Here is a 15,835-nt window from a genome sequence, read left to right as displayed (position 1 = left end):
TCATGTCTTCGCTCCTTCTGATCTTGCTCAGCGCCGTCCTGGTCTGCCACTACGCGCCGGCGCTGACGGGATTGAGAGCGTTCGAACAGACCGATGAGTTCGATGCGACCACTGGGATCGCTGTCGGCTCGCTGGCCCTCCTGTCCGTCGTCGCGCCGCTCGGCTACGCACTGGAGAGATTGATCCTCGAGCCCTTCGCTTTGGGCTACCTGCGCACCTTCGCCCTCGTCATCCTCATTCTTCTCCTGGCGCAGATCCTCTCATCAGTCATGGCGAGATCCTCGCGCTGGACACCGGTGCAGCCGATGTTCACCCTGCTGATGACATCGAACAGCGCCGTGCTCGGCGTGGCGCTGCTGAGCACCGGGATCGATCGGTTCAGCAATGCAGTCTGGGCCGGCATCGGGCTCGGTATCCTGTTCGCACTCCTGCTGCTCGCATTCACGACGTTGCAGCAGCGTATCCGCCAGGCGAATGCGCCGGCCGCCTTCCGCGACGCGCCGCTCGCCCTCATCACGACGGGCTTGATGGCGCTCTCGCTGATGGGACTGATCGGCATCCTGGGCGACTGACGCATGTTCGCCGCATTCGCTCTCACTTTCGCCCTGGTCTCGCTGCTGGCAGTCGCCCTGTTGTGGCCGCGCGAATCACCAGCGAGCAACGAGAGTCGACTGATCGATCGCATCAACGATCTTCTGCCGCAGACCCAATGCCGCCGCTGCACGTTCGAAGGCTGCAAGCCGTATGCGACCGCGATCGCTCGTGGAGAAGCCGGCATCAACCAGTGCCCACCCGGCGGCGAACGCACGATGATCGAACTCGCCGAGTTGCTGAAACGCGAGGCGATCGCCGTCGATCCGAAATTCGGCGTCATGCCGGCGCAACCCGCGGTCGCCTGGATCGATGAGGCCGTCTGCATCGGCTGCACCAAGTGCATTCAGGCGTGCCCGGTGGATGCCATCATCGGCGGTTCGAAGTTCATGCACACCGTCATCACGGATGACTGCACCGGCTGCGAACTGTGCATCCCGCCCTGCCCCGTCGATTGCATCGAGATGCGGCCGAAGGCGGCGATGACCGGAGCAGTGACGTGATCCGCGCAATGACGGGCGGCGGCCTGCGCCTGGAAACGAACAAGGAGCGTTCCACAGCCGCGCCGCTTCGTGCGGCGTCCGTGCCCGCCGAAGTCATTCTTCCGCTGGATCAGCACGCGGGCACAGCGGCGCGACCGCTCGTGAAGGTCGGCGACGCGGTACTGCTGGGACAACCCATCGCCGAGCCCACGTCGGACATCAGTGCGTGGGTGCATTCGCCAGTTTCCGGCAGCGTCATCGCCGTGGAACCCCGGCCAGTCGCGTATCACGCTGCGTCGTCGCCTTGCATTGTGATTCGCAATGATTTCGCGGACCGGCGCGACAACGCCAATACAGCAGTCGACTACGCGTCGATGTCGCCGGCGCAGCTCAGTGATCACATTGCACGCGGCGGGATCGTCGGACTCGGAGGCGCGACGTTCCCGACAGCCAGCAAACTCTCGCAAGCGGTTGCGCAGCCCGATCTGCACCTGCTTCTGAACGGCGCGGAATGCGAACCCTGGATCAGCTGCGATGACATGCTCATGCGCGAGCGGGCAGCGGATATTGTCTTCGGGGCGCATGTGCTCATGCACGCGCTGGGAACCGTGTCATGCACGATTGCTGTCGAAGATGACGTTCCGCAAGCCATTGCGTCACTGCGAGCGGCAGCGGCGCAGGTTCAGCCGCACATCCGCATCGCCACTCTGCCGGACGTTTATCCCGCAGGCGGCGAGCGGCAATTGATCCTTGCCGTCACCGACCGCGAGGTTCCAGCCGGCCGGCTGCCTTCCGACATCGGCATCCTCTGTCAGAACGTGGGCACTGCCGCCGCCGTCGCGCGATGGATTCGCGATGGCGAGCCATTGATCACCCGCATCGTGACGATCACCGGCAGCGGCGTGCGGGAGCCGGCGAACCTGGAGACGCGGCTCGGGACGCCGATCGCCAGCCTGATTGCGGACTGCGGCGGCTACACGACCGACGACCGACGCCTCATCATGGGCGGGTCGATGATGGGCCTGGCGTTCAGCGACGACCGGCTGCCGATCGTGAAGGGCTCGAACTGCGTCATCGTGCCCTCGCCCTCGGACCTGCACCCGCGCAGCGCTGAGATGCCCTGCATCCGTTGCGGCAACTGCTCCGAAGTCTGCCCTGCCTGGCTGCTGCCGCAGCAACTGCACTGGCAGGCACAAGCCCACGATGTCGCTGCGCTCGAGTCCTTCGGACTCATGGATTGCATAGAGTGCGGCTGCTGCGACTATGTATGCCCGAGCCAGATCCCGCTCACGCAACGCTTCCGCGAAGCCAAGGTACCCGTGCAGGCCGAGCTTCTGGCGCGCAGCGAGGCCCATCTGTCGCGGCAACGTTACGAGGCACGAGGCGAACGGCTCGTGCGCATCGAAAATGAACAACGAGCGCGACTGGAACAGAAGCGACGCGAAATCACGGGGCGCAAATCGCCGCCATGACCGCCGCGCCACACACCGTTGCTCCCGCGAACACGGTCGGTCGCGTCATGCGACAGGTGCTCTACGCCCTGCTGCCCGCGATCTGTCTGCACATCATCTTCTTCGGACCCGGCCTGGTGATCCAGATCCTGCTCGGAGTCACAGCCGCAGTCGCAGCGGAGTCCCTCGCACTGCGCCTGCGTGGCCAGCCGGTGCAGAAGTTCCTGATGGACGGCAGCGCCGCGATCACTGCCGTACTGATCGCACTGTGCCTGCCACCGCTCGCTCCCTGGTGGCTGATCGTCAGCGGCACCGCTTTCGCGATTCTCGTGGCGAAGCATCTCTACGGCGGACTCGGTTCGAACCCCTTCAATCCCGCGATGGTCGGCTACGCCGTACTGCTGGTTTCGTTTCCGGCGCAGCTCACGCGCTGGTTGCCGCCGGACATCTCCGGGCTGCAAACCGTTGCGTTCAGCCTCCCTGAGACGCTCCATACGATCTTCACGGGCTCGCTGCCGACCTCGCTGCAATGGGACGCAGTCACGTCGCCGACGCCGCTGAACGCGCTCAGAACCGGTGTGGCCATGGGCCAGACGCTGCAGGAAGCGACCGCCCAGCCGATCTTCGGCATGCTCGGAGGACGAGGCTGGGACTGGATCAACGTTGCACTGCTTGCCGGCGGTGTATGGCTGCTTTCACAACGCCTCATCCGCTGGCATACGCCCGTCGCCATGCTCGCCGGGCTGACGATTCCCGCCGCGATCATGTCGGCCGTCGATCCGGGCAGTTATCCGGGACCGATGTTTCACCTGACCGCGGGTGCAAGCATGCTCGGGGCATTCTTCATCGCGACGGATCCAGTCACTTCAGCGACCAGCGATCGCGGCAAGCTGATCTACGGCGCCGGCATCGGCGTGATCACGTACGTCATCCGCAGCTGGGGTGGTTACCCTGACGGCATCGCATTCGCTGTGCTGTTGATGAACCTCTCGGCGCCGTTGATCGACCGCTTCACCGTGCCCCGCATCTATGGCCACTCGCGCTGATTCCTTGTCGCGTCCCGCATCGGCAGCGATCCTGATCGCGTGCGCCGTCGCGTTCGCGGCGGTGTTGTCGCTGGTGGCCGGGGCGACGCACGACCGCATCGAGCGCAATCGACAGGCATGGATTCAGCAGCGCCTCGACGCGCTGGTCGCTCCTTCGTCGCACGACAACGATCTGCTCACCGACCGGATCGACGTCGTGTCGCCGGACATCCTCGGCATCCCCCAGCCGGTGCCGATCTACCGCGCACGCCGCAATGGCGAACCCGTCGCTGCGATCCTGCACACCGTCGCACCCGATGGCTATCACGGGCCCATCGGGTTGCTGGTTGCAATTGCCTACGATGGTTCGCTCATCGGCGTGCAGGTCGTCCGCCACCAGGAAACACCGGGCCTCGGCGATCAGTTCGAGAACCGTCGCCGCGACTGGATCGAGAACTTCCGCGGCCGCTCGCTCGCCGATCCGCCTCAGCAGCGGTGGAGCGTTCGCAAGGACGGCGGCGACTTCGACAGCTTCACCGGCGCGACACTGACGCCCCGAGCCATCGTGAAGGCAACACGCCGTGCTCTCGAGTACTACGGAGCGAGACGCGATCAGATCTTTGCGACCTCCTCTGGAGCGTCGCCATGAACCAAGCGACACCGACTGGACTGCAGTCAACCCGCTGGCTCGTCGTAGCGCTCTGCCCCGCCGTAGCGATGAGCGATACGCTCGCGAGCGCTTTCGGCATCGGTGTCGCCCTGCTGTTCTCGTGGATTTTCGTCGCGCTCACGGCGGCTTTGCCTGCGTCGTTGCCATCGCGCATAACGCACGCGTTGCGGATGCTCATGCTCGCGACTGTCATCGGCTGCATGTCGCTCTGGCTCGATGCAGGATTGCATGGTCTTTACGACACGCTCGCGTTCTTCCTGCCGCTGCTCGTAGCGAATCTCGCACTGCTGACGCTGCCTCCCGGACAATCCGTACGCATCGCACTCACCAACGCCGCGCGCCGTGGCTTCTCCGTGCTGCTCGTCCTCGTGATTCTCGGCGCCGCGCGCGAGTTCGTCGGCCGTGGCTCATTGCTGCATGCCGCCGAGTGGACAGGCATGGATCGTGTGCAACTGTTTCCTTCCGACATGGGATTCCTGCTGGCCATGCTGCCGCCCGGCGCATTCATCGCGCTCGGCCTGCTGCTCGCAGTCCGCAACTGGTTCCTGAATCGTCACCGGCATGAACCCGATCAAAATCGCTGAGATCTTCAAGCGCCTGAAAGCCGCTCGCCCGCATCCGACCACGGAGCTCGAGTATCGAACCCCGTTCGAACTGCTCGTCGCGGTGATCCTGTCCGCGCAGGCAACGGACAAAGGCGTGAACGCGGCGACGCGAGTGCTCTATCGCGAGGCGAACACGCCGCAAGCCATCCTGGCGTTGGGTGTGGAAGGTCTGTCGCGCTATATCAAGACGATCGGCCTGTTCAACACGAAAGCGAGGAACGTCATCGCGACCTGCCGGCTGCTCATCGAACGTCATGGCGGCGAAGTCCCCGAATCGCGGGAAGCACTCGAGGCGCTTCCGGGCGTCGGACGCAAGACAGCCAACGTGATCCTGAACACTGCGTTCGGCCATCCCACGATCGCTGTCGACACGCACATCTTCCGCGTCTCGAATCGCACCGGCATTGCCCGAGGAAAGGACGTTCGTGCCGTCGAGGACAAGCTGCTGAAGGTAGTCCCTGACGAATTCAAGCAGGACGCTCACCACTGGCTGATCCTTCACGGCCGCTACGTCTGCCTCGCCCGCAAGCCCGGCTGCCCCGAATGCCTCATCGCGGACCTGTGCGAGTTCAAGGACAAGACCAAGGCGGCGGCGCCGGCCAGGCCATCCAGCACGCCGATCGGCGCTCGCATCGCGGCACGATCGCAGACGCGGTCGAAGAAGCGCTGACGACACTCTAGAATCCGACCCATGCCCTTCTTCGACACTCAGTCCCGCGACCAGCTTCGAGCCGTCTACATCGATGCCTGGCGCAAACGCCGCGCCGGCCTGCCGATGGAGCCGCTCGAGATGCAGGTGGCCGACGTCATCGACCTGCATCCCGAATACCAGACCGCACTCGAGGCGCGCGACGATGTGATCGATCGCGACTACACGCCCGAGGGCGGCCAGTCGAATCCGTTCCTCCACATGGGCCTGCACCTTGCCATCCGCGATCAACTCGCAACGGATCGACCGCCCGGCATTCGCAAGGCATTCGACGACGTGGTGAAGCGCATGGGCGATCCCCATGAGGCCGAACACCGCCTGATCGACTGCCTCGCCGAGACGTTGTGGGAAGCACAGCGCAGCGGCATGCCGCCGGATGAGCAGAGCTACCTCGAACGAGTGCGAAGATTGAGATGAGGGAAGCGGTGAGCTATGAGCTGTGAGCCAGAAATCCGAGTAGCGCAGGCTGGCAGCCAGCGTCGCCCCTCTGGCTAGCAGCTCGCCGCTCACCGCTCATAGCCTTCCTCCAGACACGCAGCACCGCCTCACTCGCGGCTCGCATTTCTCGCCAGCCGCAGCTCCAGATGCCGCTTCACATCCGGCCACTCGCTCGCGAGCACGCTGTACATGACGGTGTCGCGAACGGTCCCATCCTTGCGTGCCTGGCTGTGACGGATCACGCCGTCCTTCTTCGCACCGAGCGCCTCGATGGCGCGCTGGGAGCGGAAGTTGAAGTTGTCCGTTCTCCAGCCCACGACCTTGCAGCCGAGCGTATCGAAGGCGTGCATCATCAGCATCAGCTTGCACGTCGTGTTCACGCTCGAGCGCTGGCGGCTCTGCGCATAAAACGTGTAGCCGATCTCCACGCGATCGACCGGCGCAATGATGTCGTGATAGCGCGTGCTGCCTACGATCTCGCCGCTGGCAAGTTCGCGCACTGCCCACGGCAGCATGTGGCCGGCCTTCAGGCCTTCCATTGCGAACTCGAACCATTTCCTCACACCATCCGGGGTCGGTACAGCCGTAAACCACAGCTTCCACAGCTCGCCGTCCGAGGCTGCTTTGGCGATACCCGGGAGGTGCTCCTCCGTCAGCGGCTCGAGGCGGATGCCACGGTATTCCAAGACGATGGGGCGGGGTTCGATCATGGAGACTCCAGCGAAGGGCGATTCAGGCGGCGCGGGTAACGGTAACCGTGCCGCAGGCCAGGATTAATAGGCACTTGCGCACGGGCAAAGCCAGCACAGTGCTGGAGAGGCGACCGCCATCCTTCCCCCGTCCGGGCCGGCGATGGTAGATTCCGGGCCCGTTTTTCTGCGATTTCCGCGATCAGAACCATGTCTGCCAAGCCCCAGCCTGCTGCCGCCTCGGGCGGCGTGATCCGCCAGGACGATGTGATCCAGAGCGTCGCCGACGCCCTGCAATACATCTCGTACTACCACTCCCCCGATTTCATTCGCGCCATGGCGACAGCCTATGAGCTCGAAGAGAGTCCCGCGGCGAAAGACGCGATCAAGCAGATCCTGGTGAACTCGCGCATGTGCGCCGAAGGTCACCGGCCCATCTGCCAGGACACCGGCATCGTCACGATCTTCGTCAAGGTCGGCATGAACGTGCGCTGGGACGCGACGATGAGCCTCACCGACATGATCAACGAAGGCGTGCGTCGCGCCTACAACCATCCGGACAACATGCTGCGCGCATCGATCGTCGATGATCCGTACTTCGAGCGCAAGAATACGAAGGACAACACACCGGCCGTGATTCACATGGAAGTCGTGCCTGGCCATGAAGTCGAAATCGCACTCGCGGCCAAGGGCGGCGGATCAGAGAACAAATCGAAGCTCACGATGTTGAACCCTTCAGACTCCATCGTGGACTGGCTCGTGAAGACGGTGCCGACGATGGGTGCCGGGTGGTGTCCGCCGGGCATGCTCGGCATCGGCATCGGCGGAACCGCCGAGAAGGCCATGGTCCTCGCCAAGGAGTCCTTGTTCGAGACGATCGACATCCACGAGATTCGCGAACGCGGCCCGCGCAACAAGCTCGAAGCGCTGCGCCTGGAAATCATGGACAAGGTGAACGCACTCGGCATCGGCGCACAGGGCCTCGGAGGCCTCACCACCGTGCTCGACGTGAAGATCAAGACGTATCCTACGCACGCAGCGTCGCTCCCTGTCGCCGTCATTCCCAACTGCGCGGCGACGCGCCATGCGCACTTCGTGCTCGACGGTTCCGGCCCGGTGAAACTCGATCCGCCCGATCTGGATCTATGGCCGAAACTCACGTTCCAGGCATCGGCGGACGCGACGCGCGTCAATCTCGACACGCTCACGCCGGCGGAAGTCGCCGCCTGGACACCCGGCCAGCGCCTGCTCCTGAACGGCAAGATGCTCACGGGTCGCGATGCAGCTCACAAGCGACTGCAGACACTCATCGACAGCGGCCAGCCGCTGCCTCCCGGACTCGACTTCACGAACCGCGTGATCTACTACGTCGGCCCGGTCGATCCAGTGAAGGACGAAGCGGTCGGTCCGGCGGGGCCGACGACGGCAACGCGCATGGACAAGTTCACCGAACTGATGCTCGGCAAGACCGGCCTGATCGCCATGATCGGCAAGTCCGAGCGCGGCCCGGAAGCGATCAAGGTCATCAAGAAATACCAGCGGGCCTACCTGATGGCCGTCGGCGGCGCTGCCTATCTCGTTTCGAAGGCGATCAAGTCGAGCCGCGTCGTTGCATTCGCGGACCTCGGCATGGAAGCGATCTACGAGTTCGACGTGAAGGACATGCCCGTGACTGTTGCGGTCGACTCGAAAGGCACGTCAGTACACGAGACGGGACCCGCGGAGTGGCAGAAGAAGATCGGGAAGATTCCGGTGAAAGTGGAAGGATAGAGACCAGGAACAGAAACAGGATTCTCCACGGGGTACACGGGGATCACGGGGAAAGAGCAAGAAAGGTTCGAAGAACAAGATCCCCCCGTAATCCCCGTGGAGAATTTTTTCCGGAAGGAACATGACCCTCGACACTGCCATCCTGCTGCCGCCCATCGCCCTGGCGTTCCTCACCGGATTCGTCGCGATGCGCATGCTGTCGACACGCATTCACGAGATGCGCACGCATCGCATCCATCCAAACCATGTGGCGCTGTCGTCGCAGGCGGCTGAAAAATTTCAGGACACGCGCGCGGCGGACAACTTCCGCAACCTGTTCGAAACGCCCGTCCTGTTCTACGCGCTGTGCGGCTTCCTGGCGATCACGAAGCTGACCACGTTGCTCCTGCTCGCGTGCGCGTGGGGCTACGTGTTCCTGCGCGCCTGCCACTCCGCGATCCATCTGACGAACAACAAGGTCATTCGACGCTTCCAGTTGTTCGTGGCCAGCACGATCGTGCTGTATGTGATGTGGGGAATCTTTGCGGTCAGGTTGCTGACGAGCGGTTGATCCGGATGGATTCTCCCCACGGGGAGAATGACGGACGGGACCCTATTGCATCACTCCCACCTTCACATCCTCCTGCGTCAGCAAGCGAATGGGGACAGCGGGCGCTTTCCAGATATCGTCGCAATACTCGCGGATCGTGCGATCGGACGAGAACTTGCCTGAGCGGGCGCTGTTGAGGATCGACATCCGCGCCCAGTGATCGCGGTCCTGGTACGCAGCGGAAACCTGCTGCTGCGCCTTCGAATACGAGTCGAAGTCCGCGAACACGAGATATGGATCGTGGTGGACCAGGCCGTCGATCAGCGGGCGGAACAGCTCGGCGTCGCCTCGGGAGAAGAAACCACTGCGGATCAGTTCCACCACTTCCTTCAGCTCGCCGTCCAGGTAGTTCGCAGGGTTGTAGCCCGATGCCTTGAGCGCGCCGACTTCCGGCGTCGTCAATCCGAACAGGAAGAAGTTCTCGGCGCCGACCTCCTCCCGGATTTCGATGTTGGCGCCGTCCATCGTGCCGATCGTCAGCGCGCCGTTCATCGAGAACTTCATGTTGCCCGTTCCGGAGGCTTCCTTGCCCGCGGTCGACACCTGCTCCGAAAGATCGGCGGCCGGATAGATGCGCTGGCCGTTCTTCACGTTGAAGTTCGGCAGGAACACGACCTTGAGCCGGTCGCGCACGGCCGGATCGCGGTTCACCACGTCGCCCACCGACGTGATGAGCTTGATGATCAGCTTCGCGATGTGATACCCGGGCGCCGCCTTGCCGCCGAAGATGAACGTTCTCGGCGTGATGTCGACGTTCGGATTCGAGCGCAGGCGGTGATAGAGCGCGACGACATGAAGAATGTTGAGATGCTGGCGCTTGTACTCGTGGATGCGCTTCACCTGCACGTCGAACAGCGAATCCGGATCGATGGTGATCCCGGTCTTCTTCAGCGCCACCGCGGCGAAATCGCACTTGCAGGCGCGTTTGACGTCGAGCCACTGCTGCCTGAACCCTGCATCCTCCGCGAGCGGTTCGAGCCGGCGCAACTGGCTGAGGTCCGTAATCCACTCATCGCCGATATGTGAGGACACGAGCTTCGTCAGCCGCGGATTGCTGAGCGCCATCCAGCGCCGCGGCGTGACGCCGTTGGTCTTGTTGCCAAACCTCGTCGGCCAGAGCTCGTAGAAATCGCGGAGCACATCCTGCTTGAGCAGCTCTGAATGCAGCTCCGCCACGCCGTTGATGGCGTGACTGCCCACGCAGGCGAGATGAGCCATGCGGACGTAACGCTCTCCCCGCTCATCGATCAGCGACATGCGCGCAATGCGCTCTTCATCGCCGTAGAACCGGATGCGCACCTCGTCGAGGAAGCGCGCGTTGATCTCGAAAATGATCTCGAGATGCCGTGGCAGCAGCTTCGCGAACAGCGGCAAAGGCCAGCATTCGAGCGCTTCCGGCAGCAACGTGTGATTGGTATACGCAAAGGTCCTGCGCGTGATGTCCCAGGCCTGTTCCCATGGCACGACGTTCTCGTCGATGAGCAGCCGCATGAGCTCCGCCACCGCGATGGCCGGATGAGTGTCGTTCAACTGCGCGGCAAACTTCTCGTGGAACCGTTCGACCGGGATCTTCTGGATCTTGAGAATCCGGAACATGTCCTGCAGCGACGCCGAGACGAAGAAATACTGCTGAGACAGGCGCAGCTCCTTGCCCTGCAGCTGCTCGTCGTTCGGATACAGCACCTTGCTCAGATTCTCCGACGACACCTTCTGCATCACTGCGCCGTAGTAATCGCCGCGGTTGAAAACCGCGAAGTCGAACGATTCGGGCGCCTCGGCCTTCCATAGGCGCAAAGTGTTAGCTGTATTCGTGTGGTAGCCGAGGATCGGCGTGTCGTACGGCACCGCCGCGACGAGCCGGTCCGGCACCCACCGGACGCGATGGCGATAGAACTCGTCGCGATACGGCTCGGTGTATCCACCGAGCTTCACATGCACCGCCCACTCGGGTCGCGGGATCTCCCAGGGATTTCCGAAGCGCAGCCACTTGTCCGTGCGCTCGGTCTGCCAGCCGTCGACGATCTCCTGGTGGAAGATGCCGAACTCGTAGCGAATGCCGTAGCCGAGCGAAGGGATCTGCAGCGTGGCGAGTGATTCGATGAAACAGGCCGCCAGCCGGCCGAGGCCGCCGTTGCCGAGACCGGGTTCATCTTCTTCGAGCAGCAATTCGTTGAAGTCCAGTCCCAGCTCGGTGACGGCCTTGCGCACCTCGTCGTGGATCCCGAGATTCACGAGATTGTTGCCGAGATGTGGCCCCATCAGGAACTCGGCGGAGAAGTACGCGACTGTACGCGAGCCCTGCTTCGTATAGGCCGCTGCCGTGCTGATCCAGCGTTGCAGCATGCGATCGCGCACGACGAACGCGAGCGCCTGGTAGTAGTCGTTCTTCGTGGCGAGCGTCGGAAACTTGCCCAGGATGTAGAACAGATTGTTGAAGAAGTCGCGTTGAAACGCCTCCTTCGTCAATGCAGTGCGTTCATCCTGGGGTTCGGTCCTGTGTTCGACTGCGACGAGCGGAGTAGCCATCTTTGGCACCGATGAGGTTGCGGTCTGTGACGGCAACCTCAGGTGCAAGATTCGTGCGCGGGAAAAACAGGTGCGTCAGAGGTCTGGACGCACCATCGTGGGGTAGTGGTGGAGATGGCGGCGCTGTTTGGGGGCAGATCACGCCCCCGGCAACACATATCCCTCGAACTGCTTCCTCAACTGCAGCTTGCTGAGCTTGCCGGTGGCCGTCAGCGGCAGCTTCTCGACGAACACGACGTCGTCGGGAATCCACCACTTCGCGACCTTGCCGAGGAAGAAGTTCAGAACATCCTCGCGGGTGAGGGACTCGCCTGGCTTCAGCACGACGACGAGCATCGGGCGTTCCTGCCACTTCGGATGCGGGATCGCGATTGCGGCAGCCTGGGCGATCGCGGGATGCGAGACGGCGAGGTTTTCCAGGTCGATCGAGCTGATCCACTCGCCGCCCGATTTGATGACGTCTTTCGTCCGATCGGTGATCTGCATGTAGCCGAGCGGGCAGATCGTTGCGACGTCGCCGGTGCTGAACCAGCCTTCCTGGTCGAAAACCTCGTCGCTGTCGCGGCGGTAGTAACCGGACGCAACCCAGGGGCCGCGAACCTTCAAGGCGCCGAAAGACTTGCCGTCGTGCGGGAGCTCCTTACCGTCGTCGTCGACGATCTTGAGCTCTATTCCGAAAATCGAGCGACCCTGCTTGGCGCGCAGCGCATCGCGTCGATCGCCCGGCAGTTTGTTGGCCTCGTGCGACCAGGTGCACACCGTGCCGAGCGGGCTCGTCTCCGTCATACCCCACGCATGCACGATGTGCGCGCCGTACGGATCGCGCAGAGCATCCGCTAGCGCGAGCGGCACCGCGGATCCGCCGCAGAGCACGCGCTTCAGCGAATCGACACGCTTACCAGTCTTCTGCAGATAGGCAACGAGGCCTTGCCACACAGTGGGCACGGCAGCAGCGAAGTTCACCTGCTCTTCTTCGATCAAGGCCTGCAAGGTCGGGGGATCGCCCATCTTCGGGCCGGGGAATACGATCTTCGTGCCGACCATCGCGCATGCGTACGGCAAGCCCCACGCGTTGACGTGAAACATCGGCACCACGGGCATGACGACATCATTGCTCGAGAGACCGCTCGCATCCGGCAGCGCCATTGCATAGCAATGCAGGATCGTGGAGCGATGGCTGTAGAGAACCCCTTTCGGGTCGCCCGTGGTGCCCGATGTATAGCAAAGCGAGCTCGCGGTGCGCTCATCGAAGTCCGGCCATTCGAATACGTCGGACTCGCCCGCGATCAATGACTCGTAGCTGCGAGCTCGCGGCAGCTTGGTCTCAGGCATGTGCGCATCATCGGTGAGGATGATGTAGCCCTCGATCGTCTTGAGCGAAGGCTGGAGCTTCTCCACGAGCGGAACGAACATCGGATCGATGAAGAGCCAGCGATCCTCGGCGTGATTGGCGATGTAGATGAGCTGGTCTTCGAACAGCCGCGGGTTCAACGTGTGACAGACGAAGCCCGAGCACGAAACGGCGTAGTAGGTTTCGAGATGCCGATAGTCGTTCCACGCGAGCGTGCCGATGCGGTCACCCGGCTTCGCACCCATTCGAGCCAGGGCATTGGCCAGCTTGCGCACGCGCGCGAATGCGTCCCGAAAGGTGTATCGATGCCTCGCCTGATCACCCGTAACGGAGACGATCTCACGATTGGGATGCTGAAGCTCCGCGTGCCGCATGACTGAACTGATCAGCAGCGGCCGGTCCATCATCTGTCCGAACATGAGATCCCCCGTCGGTCGTTCTGTAGTAGTACGGGGATTTAATCATCCTTCTGCCGCCGCGGAAAAGCCGGAAGCACGAGTTTGACACTCGTCGACGAAGACGGACGCTGCTCAGCGCAGAGCGGTAGCCGGCCCGCCGAACGGCGCTCCCGGCGATGCGGCCTGGATGCCGCCGTCACTTCCCGAAGCCTGCGTCATGACGGGATGGCTGACGACGGGCATCGGTGCAGGCGGTACAGGATCCTCGTCAAACGAGTACTGGACAACGATTCGCGCGATATGCGGATGCTGACTGCTCCACTGCATGAAGTTCACGCAGACGGCCTTGGCGTTCTGGCCCTGCGCGTACTCGAACGTCCGACCCGTGAAGCGTGCGCCGCCGATATCGGCTTCGAGCGCCGCAACGTGCTGGTCCCAGGGATGCTGCACAGCGTCGGGTTGCGCAAACAGCTGCACGCCCGCGACGTTGGCATGAGCCGGAACCGTGCCGCAAAGCGCAATGCGCTGCGCATCTGCCTCCTCGCACTGGACCCCTGCCCCCTCTGACGTTGTCGCATCGCCGGCGCGGCAGGCGGGCACGTAGGCGATCGATTCAGCAACACCCGCTTCCGGCTCGAGACTGACCGGAACGGCAGGCTGTGCCGATTCGACCTTCGGGGGTTCGGAGTGCGCGACATCAGCCAGCTGCTGCACTGATTGGTTCAGAGGCCGGCCATCCAGCACACGCGATGCCGTCAGATCGCGAAGCTCGCGCAGTTCCTGGCGCATCGCACGAATGTCTTCACCCGCCCGTTGTTGCAGGAACTGGGAATAGAGGAAGCCGCCGCCCGCTGAAGCAATCATCAGCGCAATAACGGAAAAAATGGAACGCGCGGTGAGACCGCGTTTCGGCTTGATGTCGATGCGGCCCTTCTGCTTGAAAGCAGTCAGCAACTGGAACAGCGCCGTCCCCACGGTGGCCAGCGCACCGATCATTGCCGCGATGATGGTCTCCGAGAGGTCCATGCAGTCTCCTCGCTGCTGCGCGCTTTGAATATGTTCAATTACATATCCCGAACCGCAGCGCCGACTGTAAGCCTGTGACGCACGTCACTCTGGTACGCAGTTCGCGTTTTCCGGGTAGCACGGAGGTTTCACACGGAGATCACGGAGTTCACGGAGGTCAGAGCCCCCAAATCGCTCTGGGCAAATCCCGGCCTAGCATCCTCCTCTCCGCCTTTGCGAGCTCCGTGATCTCCGTGACCTCCGTGTGAAACTCCTCTCTCCTCTCCGTGGCAGCCATCAACGCACAGAGCACACCGAACGAAGGACGGCGCGCTGCGAATGACGTTCGATGGCCAGGTCGATCAGCCTGGAAATCAGTTCGCGCGGTGACACGCCGCTAGCGGCCCATAGCTTTGGGTACATCGAAATCGCCGTGAATCCCGGCAGTGTGTTGATCTCGTTGACGAACAACTGGCCGTCGCCTCGCAGGAAGAAATCCACGCGCGCCAGTCCGCTGCACTCGAGTGCGCGGAAGGTTTCGAGCGACAGGCGCTGCACTTCACTGGCGGTGCGATCATCCAGGCTCGCCGGAATCTCCAGTCTCGAACCATGATCGTCGAGATACTTCGCGTCGTAGGAATAGAAGCCGTCCGGATGCGTTACAACGATCTCGCCAGGCACTGAAGCCACTGGAGCATCGTTGCCAAGCACGGAGCATTCGATCTCACGGCCGGTGATCGACTCCTCCAGGATGACCTTGAGATCGTAGGCGAAGGCAGTCTGCAGCGCCGACGGGAGCTGCGCCCGCGACAGCACACGCGTGACACCCACGGAGGAGCCGAGATTCGCTGGCTTCACGAACAGTGGATACCCAAGTGCGTCCGCACGCGTCAGGACGGCAGCCGGATCGCGACGATACTCGCTGTGCCGCGCAACGGCGAAACGCGCCACGGGAATTCCTGCGTCGCGCAGCAAGCGCTTCATCACATCCTTGTCCATGCCGACCGCGGAGCCCAGAACGCCGGCGCCGACGTACGGCACACCCGCCAGCTCGAGCAGGCCTTGCACCGTGCCATCCTCTCCATGCGGCCCATGCAGGACCGGGAAGATCACATCCAGCCCCGCACCTCGCGGACCCGCGTTGGCTGCTTCGGAAGCGCCGTTCGCGAGCAGTGAAACTTCGGGACCATCGACGCAAAGCTGCACGAATCGCGGGTCGCCCTTCTCACGCAGCAATCGCTGCGTCGATTGCTGAATCCAGCGGCCACCTCGCGTGATGCCGATCGCCACAGCGTGGAATCGCTCCGGATCGAGCGCTGCAATCACATTGCGCGCCGACAGAATGGACACCTCGTGCTCGGCCGAGCGACCGCCGAAGAGCACACCTACTTTCAACCGGGCTGCTGCGTTCATGTTCGCAGGCTAACCGCCAATCGGGCAGCGGCCGCGGCGAAATGTGATGAATTGTGGCGGGGGAACCGGATACGGAAACGGATACGGATACGGATTTCACACGGAGTTCACGGAGCACACGGA

General features: G+C 63.0%; 15 protein-coding genes. 10 read left to right on the top strand and 5 right to left on the bottom strand.

Going from position 1 to position 15,835, the window contains the following annotated elements:
- Window positions 1-2: 2 nt before the first annotated feature.
- The 8 genes from HNQ60_RS01280 to HNQ60_RS01245 are packed head-to-tail and all read left to right on the top strand — an operon-like array spanning window position 3 to window position 5,950.
- On the top strand, window positions 3-572 hold the full coding sequence (locus HNQ60_RS01280) for an Rnf-Nqr domain containing protein (protein WP_184329211.1): 570 nt from the start codon (window positions 3-5) through the stop codon (window positions 570-572).
- A gap of 3 nt (window positions 573-575) precedes the next feature.
- Window positions 576-1,094, top strand: coding sequence for an RnfABCDGE type electron transport complex subunit B (locus tag HNQ60_RS01275; protein ID WP_184329210.1), 519 nt, complete (start codon window positions 576-578; stop codon window positions 1,092-1,094).
- Window positions 1,091-2,545: an electron transport complex subunit RsxC gene (gene rsxC / locus HNQ60_RS01270; protein ID WP_184329209.1), complete on the top strand. Its 1,455-nt coding sequence runs from the start codon at window positions 1,091-1,093 to the stop codon at window positions 2,543-2,545. Before HNQ60_RS01275 ends, rsxC begins: the two co-directional genes overlap by 4 nt.
- A complete protein-coding gene (rsxD, locus tag HNQ60_RS01265) occupies window positions 2,542-3,570 on the top strand; it encodes an electron transport complex subunit RsxD (RefSeq protein WP_184329208.1) in 1,029 nt (342 codons plus the stop codon). Before rsxC ends, rsxD begins: the two co-directional genes overlap by 4 nt.
- Entirely contained in the window at window positions 3,554-4,198 is a 645-nt protein-coding gene (gene rsxG / locus HNQ60_RS01260; RefSeq protein ID WP_184329207.1) for an electron transport complex subunit RsxG, read from the top strand. Before rsxD ends, rsxG begins: the two co-directional genes overlap by 17 nt.
- Window positions 4,195-4,803 (top strand): Rnf-Nqr domain containing protein, encoded by a 609-nt coding sequence (locus HNQ60_RS01255; protein WP_184329206.1) that lies wholly within the window; start codon window positions 4,195-4,197, stop codon window positions 4,801-4,803. The genes rsxG and HNQ60_RS01255 overlap by 4 nt, the downstream gene beginning before the upstream one ends.
- Window positions 4,781-5,494 carry an endonuclease III gene (gene nth / locus HNQ60_RS01250; protein ID WP_184329205.1) on the top strand — a complete coding sequence of 238 codons (714 nt, stop codon included), beginning with the start codon at window positions 4,781-4,783 and terminating at the stop codon, window positions 5,492-5,494. Before HNQ60_RS01255 ends, nth begins: the two co-directional genes overlap by 23 nt.
- A 21-nt stretch (window positions 5,495-5,515) precedes the next feature.
- The gene (locus HNQ60_RS01245; protein ID WP_184329204.1) at window positions 5,516-5,950 is read left to right on the top strand and encodes a DUF1841 family protein; all 435 of its coding nucleotides are present in this window, start codon (window positions 5,516-5,518) and stop codon (window positions 5,948-5,950) included.
- Window positions 5,951-6,078: 128 nt separating this feature from the next.
- Here HNQ60_RS01245 and HNQ60_RS01240 read toward each other — a convergent pair whose 3' ends face one another.
- Complete coding sequence (locus HNQ60_RS01240; protein ID WP_184329203.1) at window positions 6,079-6,681, bottom strand: GNAT family N-acetyltransferase; 603 nt, start codon at window positions 6,679-6,681, stop codon at window positions 6,079-6,081.
- Window positions 6,682-6,870: 189 nt separating this feature from the next.
- On the opposite strand from HNQ60_RS01240, the gene HNQ60_RS01235 reads away from it, so the two are divergent.
- On the top strand, window positions 6,871-8,430 hold the full coding sequence (locus HNQ60_RS01235) for a fumarate hydratase (protein WP_184329202.1): 1,560 nt from the start codon (window positions 6,871-6,873) through the stop codon (window positions 8,428-8,430).
- A 121-nt stretch (window positions 8,431-8,551) separates the two neighbouring features.
- Entirely contained in the window at window positions 8,552-8,980 is a 429-nt protein-coding gene (locus tag HNQ60_RS01230) for an MAPEG family protein (protein ID WP_184329201.1), read from the top strand.
- Between the two features lie 42 nt (window positions 8,981-9,022).
- On the opposite strand, the gene HNQ60_RS01225 is transcribed toward HNQ60_RS01230, so the two are convergent.
- From HNQ60_RS01225 to HNQ60_RS01210, 4 genes are all read right to left on the bottom strand, one after another.
- Window positions 9,023-11,545, bottom strand: a complete 2,523-nt coding sequence (locus HNQ60_RS01225) for a glycogen/starch/alpha-glucan phosphorylase (protein ID WP_184329200.1) — start codon at window positions 11,543-11,545, stop codon at window positions 9,023-9,025.
- Between the two features lie 138 nt (window positions 11,546-11,683).
- Complete coding sequence (locus HNQ60_RS01220; RefSeq protein ID WP_184329199.1) at window positions 11,684-13,315, bottom strand: 3-(methylthio)propionyl-CoA ligase; 1,632 nt, start codon at window positions 13,313-13,315, stop codon at window positions 11,684-11,686.
- Window positions 13,316-13,426: 111 nt separating this feature from the next.
- Complete coding sequence (locus tag HNQ60_RS01215) at window positions 13,427-14,320, bottom strand: hypothetical protein (RefSeq protein WP_184329198.1); 894 nt, start codon at window positions 14,318-14,320, stop codon at window positions 13,427-13,429.
- Window positions 14,321-14,596: 276 nt separating this feature from the next.
- Entirely contained in the window at window positions 14,597-15,712 is a 1,116-nt protein-coding gene (locus tag HNQ60_RS01210) for a D-alanine--D-alanine ligase family protein (protein ID WP_184329197.1), read from the bottom strand.
- Between the last annotated feature and the right edge of the window lie 123 nt (window positions 15,713-15,835).

The sequence above is a fragment of the Povalibacter uvarum genome (genome assembly GCF_014202975.1).
In the GTDB taxonomy this organism is placed as follows: domain Bacteria; phylum Pseudomonadota; class Gammaproteobacteria; order Steroidobacterales; family Steroidobacteraceae; genus Steroidobacter; species Steroidobacter uvarum.
This window is presented reverse-complemented; position numbering and strand designations above follow the sequence as displayed.

Excerpts from the sequence above, each read along its gene's own strand:
- HNQ60_RS01220 (WP_184329199.1), bottom strand. The coding sequence starts at position 13,315 with ATGTTCGGACAGATGATGGACCGGCCGCTGCTGATCAGTTCAGTCATG.
- HNQ60_RS01215 (WP_184329198.1), bottom strand. The coding sequence starts at position 14,320 with ATGGACCTCTCGGAGACCATCATCGCGGCAATGATCGGTGCGCTGGCC.
- HNQ60_RS01235 (WP_184329202.1), top strand. The coding sequence starts at position 6,871 with ATGTCTGCCAAGCCCCAGCCTGCTGCCGCCTCGGGCGGCGTGATCCGC.
- HNQ60_RS01275 (WP_184329210.1), top strand. The coding sequence starts at position 576 with ATGTTCGCCGCATTCGCTCTCACTTTCGCCCTGGTCTCGCTGCTGGCA.
- HNQ60_RS01280 (WP_184329211.1), top strand. The coding sequence starts at position 3 with ATGTCTTCGCTCCTTCTGATCTTGCTCAGCGCCGTCCTGGTCTGCCAC.
- HNQ60_RS01230 (WP_184329201.1), top strand. The coding sequence starts at position 8,552 with ATGACCCTCGACACTGCCATCCTGCTGCCGCCCATCGCCCTGGCGTTC.
- HNQ60_RS01245 (WP_184329204.1), top strand. The coding sequence starts at position 5,516 with ATGCCCTTCTTCGACACTCAGTCCCGCGACCAGCTTCGAGCCGTCTAC.
- HNQ60_RS01210 (WP_184329197.1), bottom strand. The coding sequence starts at position 15,712 with ATGAACGCAGCAGCCCGGTTGAAAGTAGGTGTGCTCTTCGGCGGTCGC.
- HNQ60_RS01240 (WP_184329203.1), bottom strand. The coding sequence starts at position 6,681 with ATGATCGAACCCCGCCCCATCGTCTTGGAATACCGTGGCATCCGCCTC.
- rsxG (WP_184329207.1), top strand. The coding sequence starts at position 3,554 with ATGGCCACTCGCGCTGATTCCTTGTCGCGTCCCGCATCGGCAGCGATC.
- rsxD (WP_184329208.1), top strand. The coding sequence starts at position 2,542 with ATGACCGCCGCGCCACACACCGTTGCTCCCGCGAACACGGTCGGTCGC.
- nth (WP_184329205.1), top strand. The coding sequence starts at position 4,781 with ATGAACCCGATCAAAATCGCTGAGATCTTCAAGCGCCTGAAAGCCGCT.
- HNQ60_RS01255 (WP_184329206.1), top strand. The coding sequence starts at position 4,195 with ATGAACCAAGCGACACCGACTGGACTGCAGTCAACCCGCTGGCTCGTC.
- HNQ60_RS01225 (WP_184329200.1), bottom strand. The coding sequence starts at position 11,545 with ATGGCTACTCCGCTCGTCGCAGTCGAACACAGGACCGAACCCCAGGAT.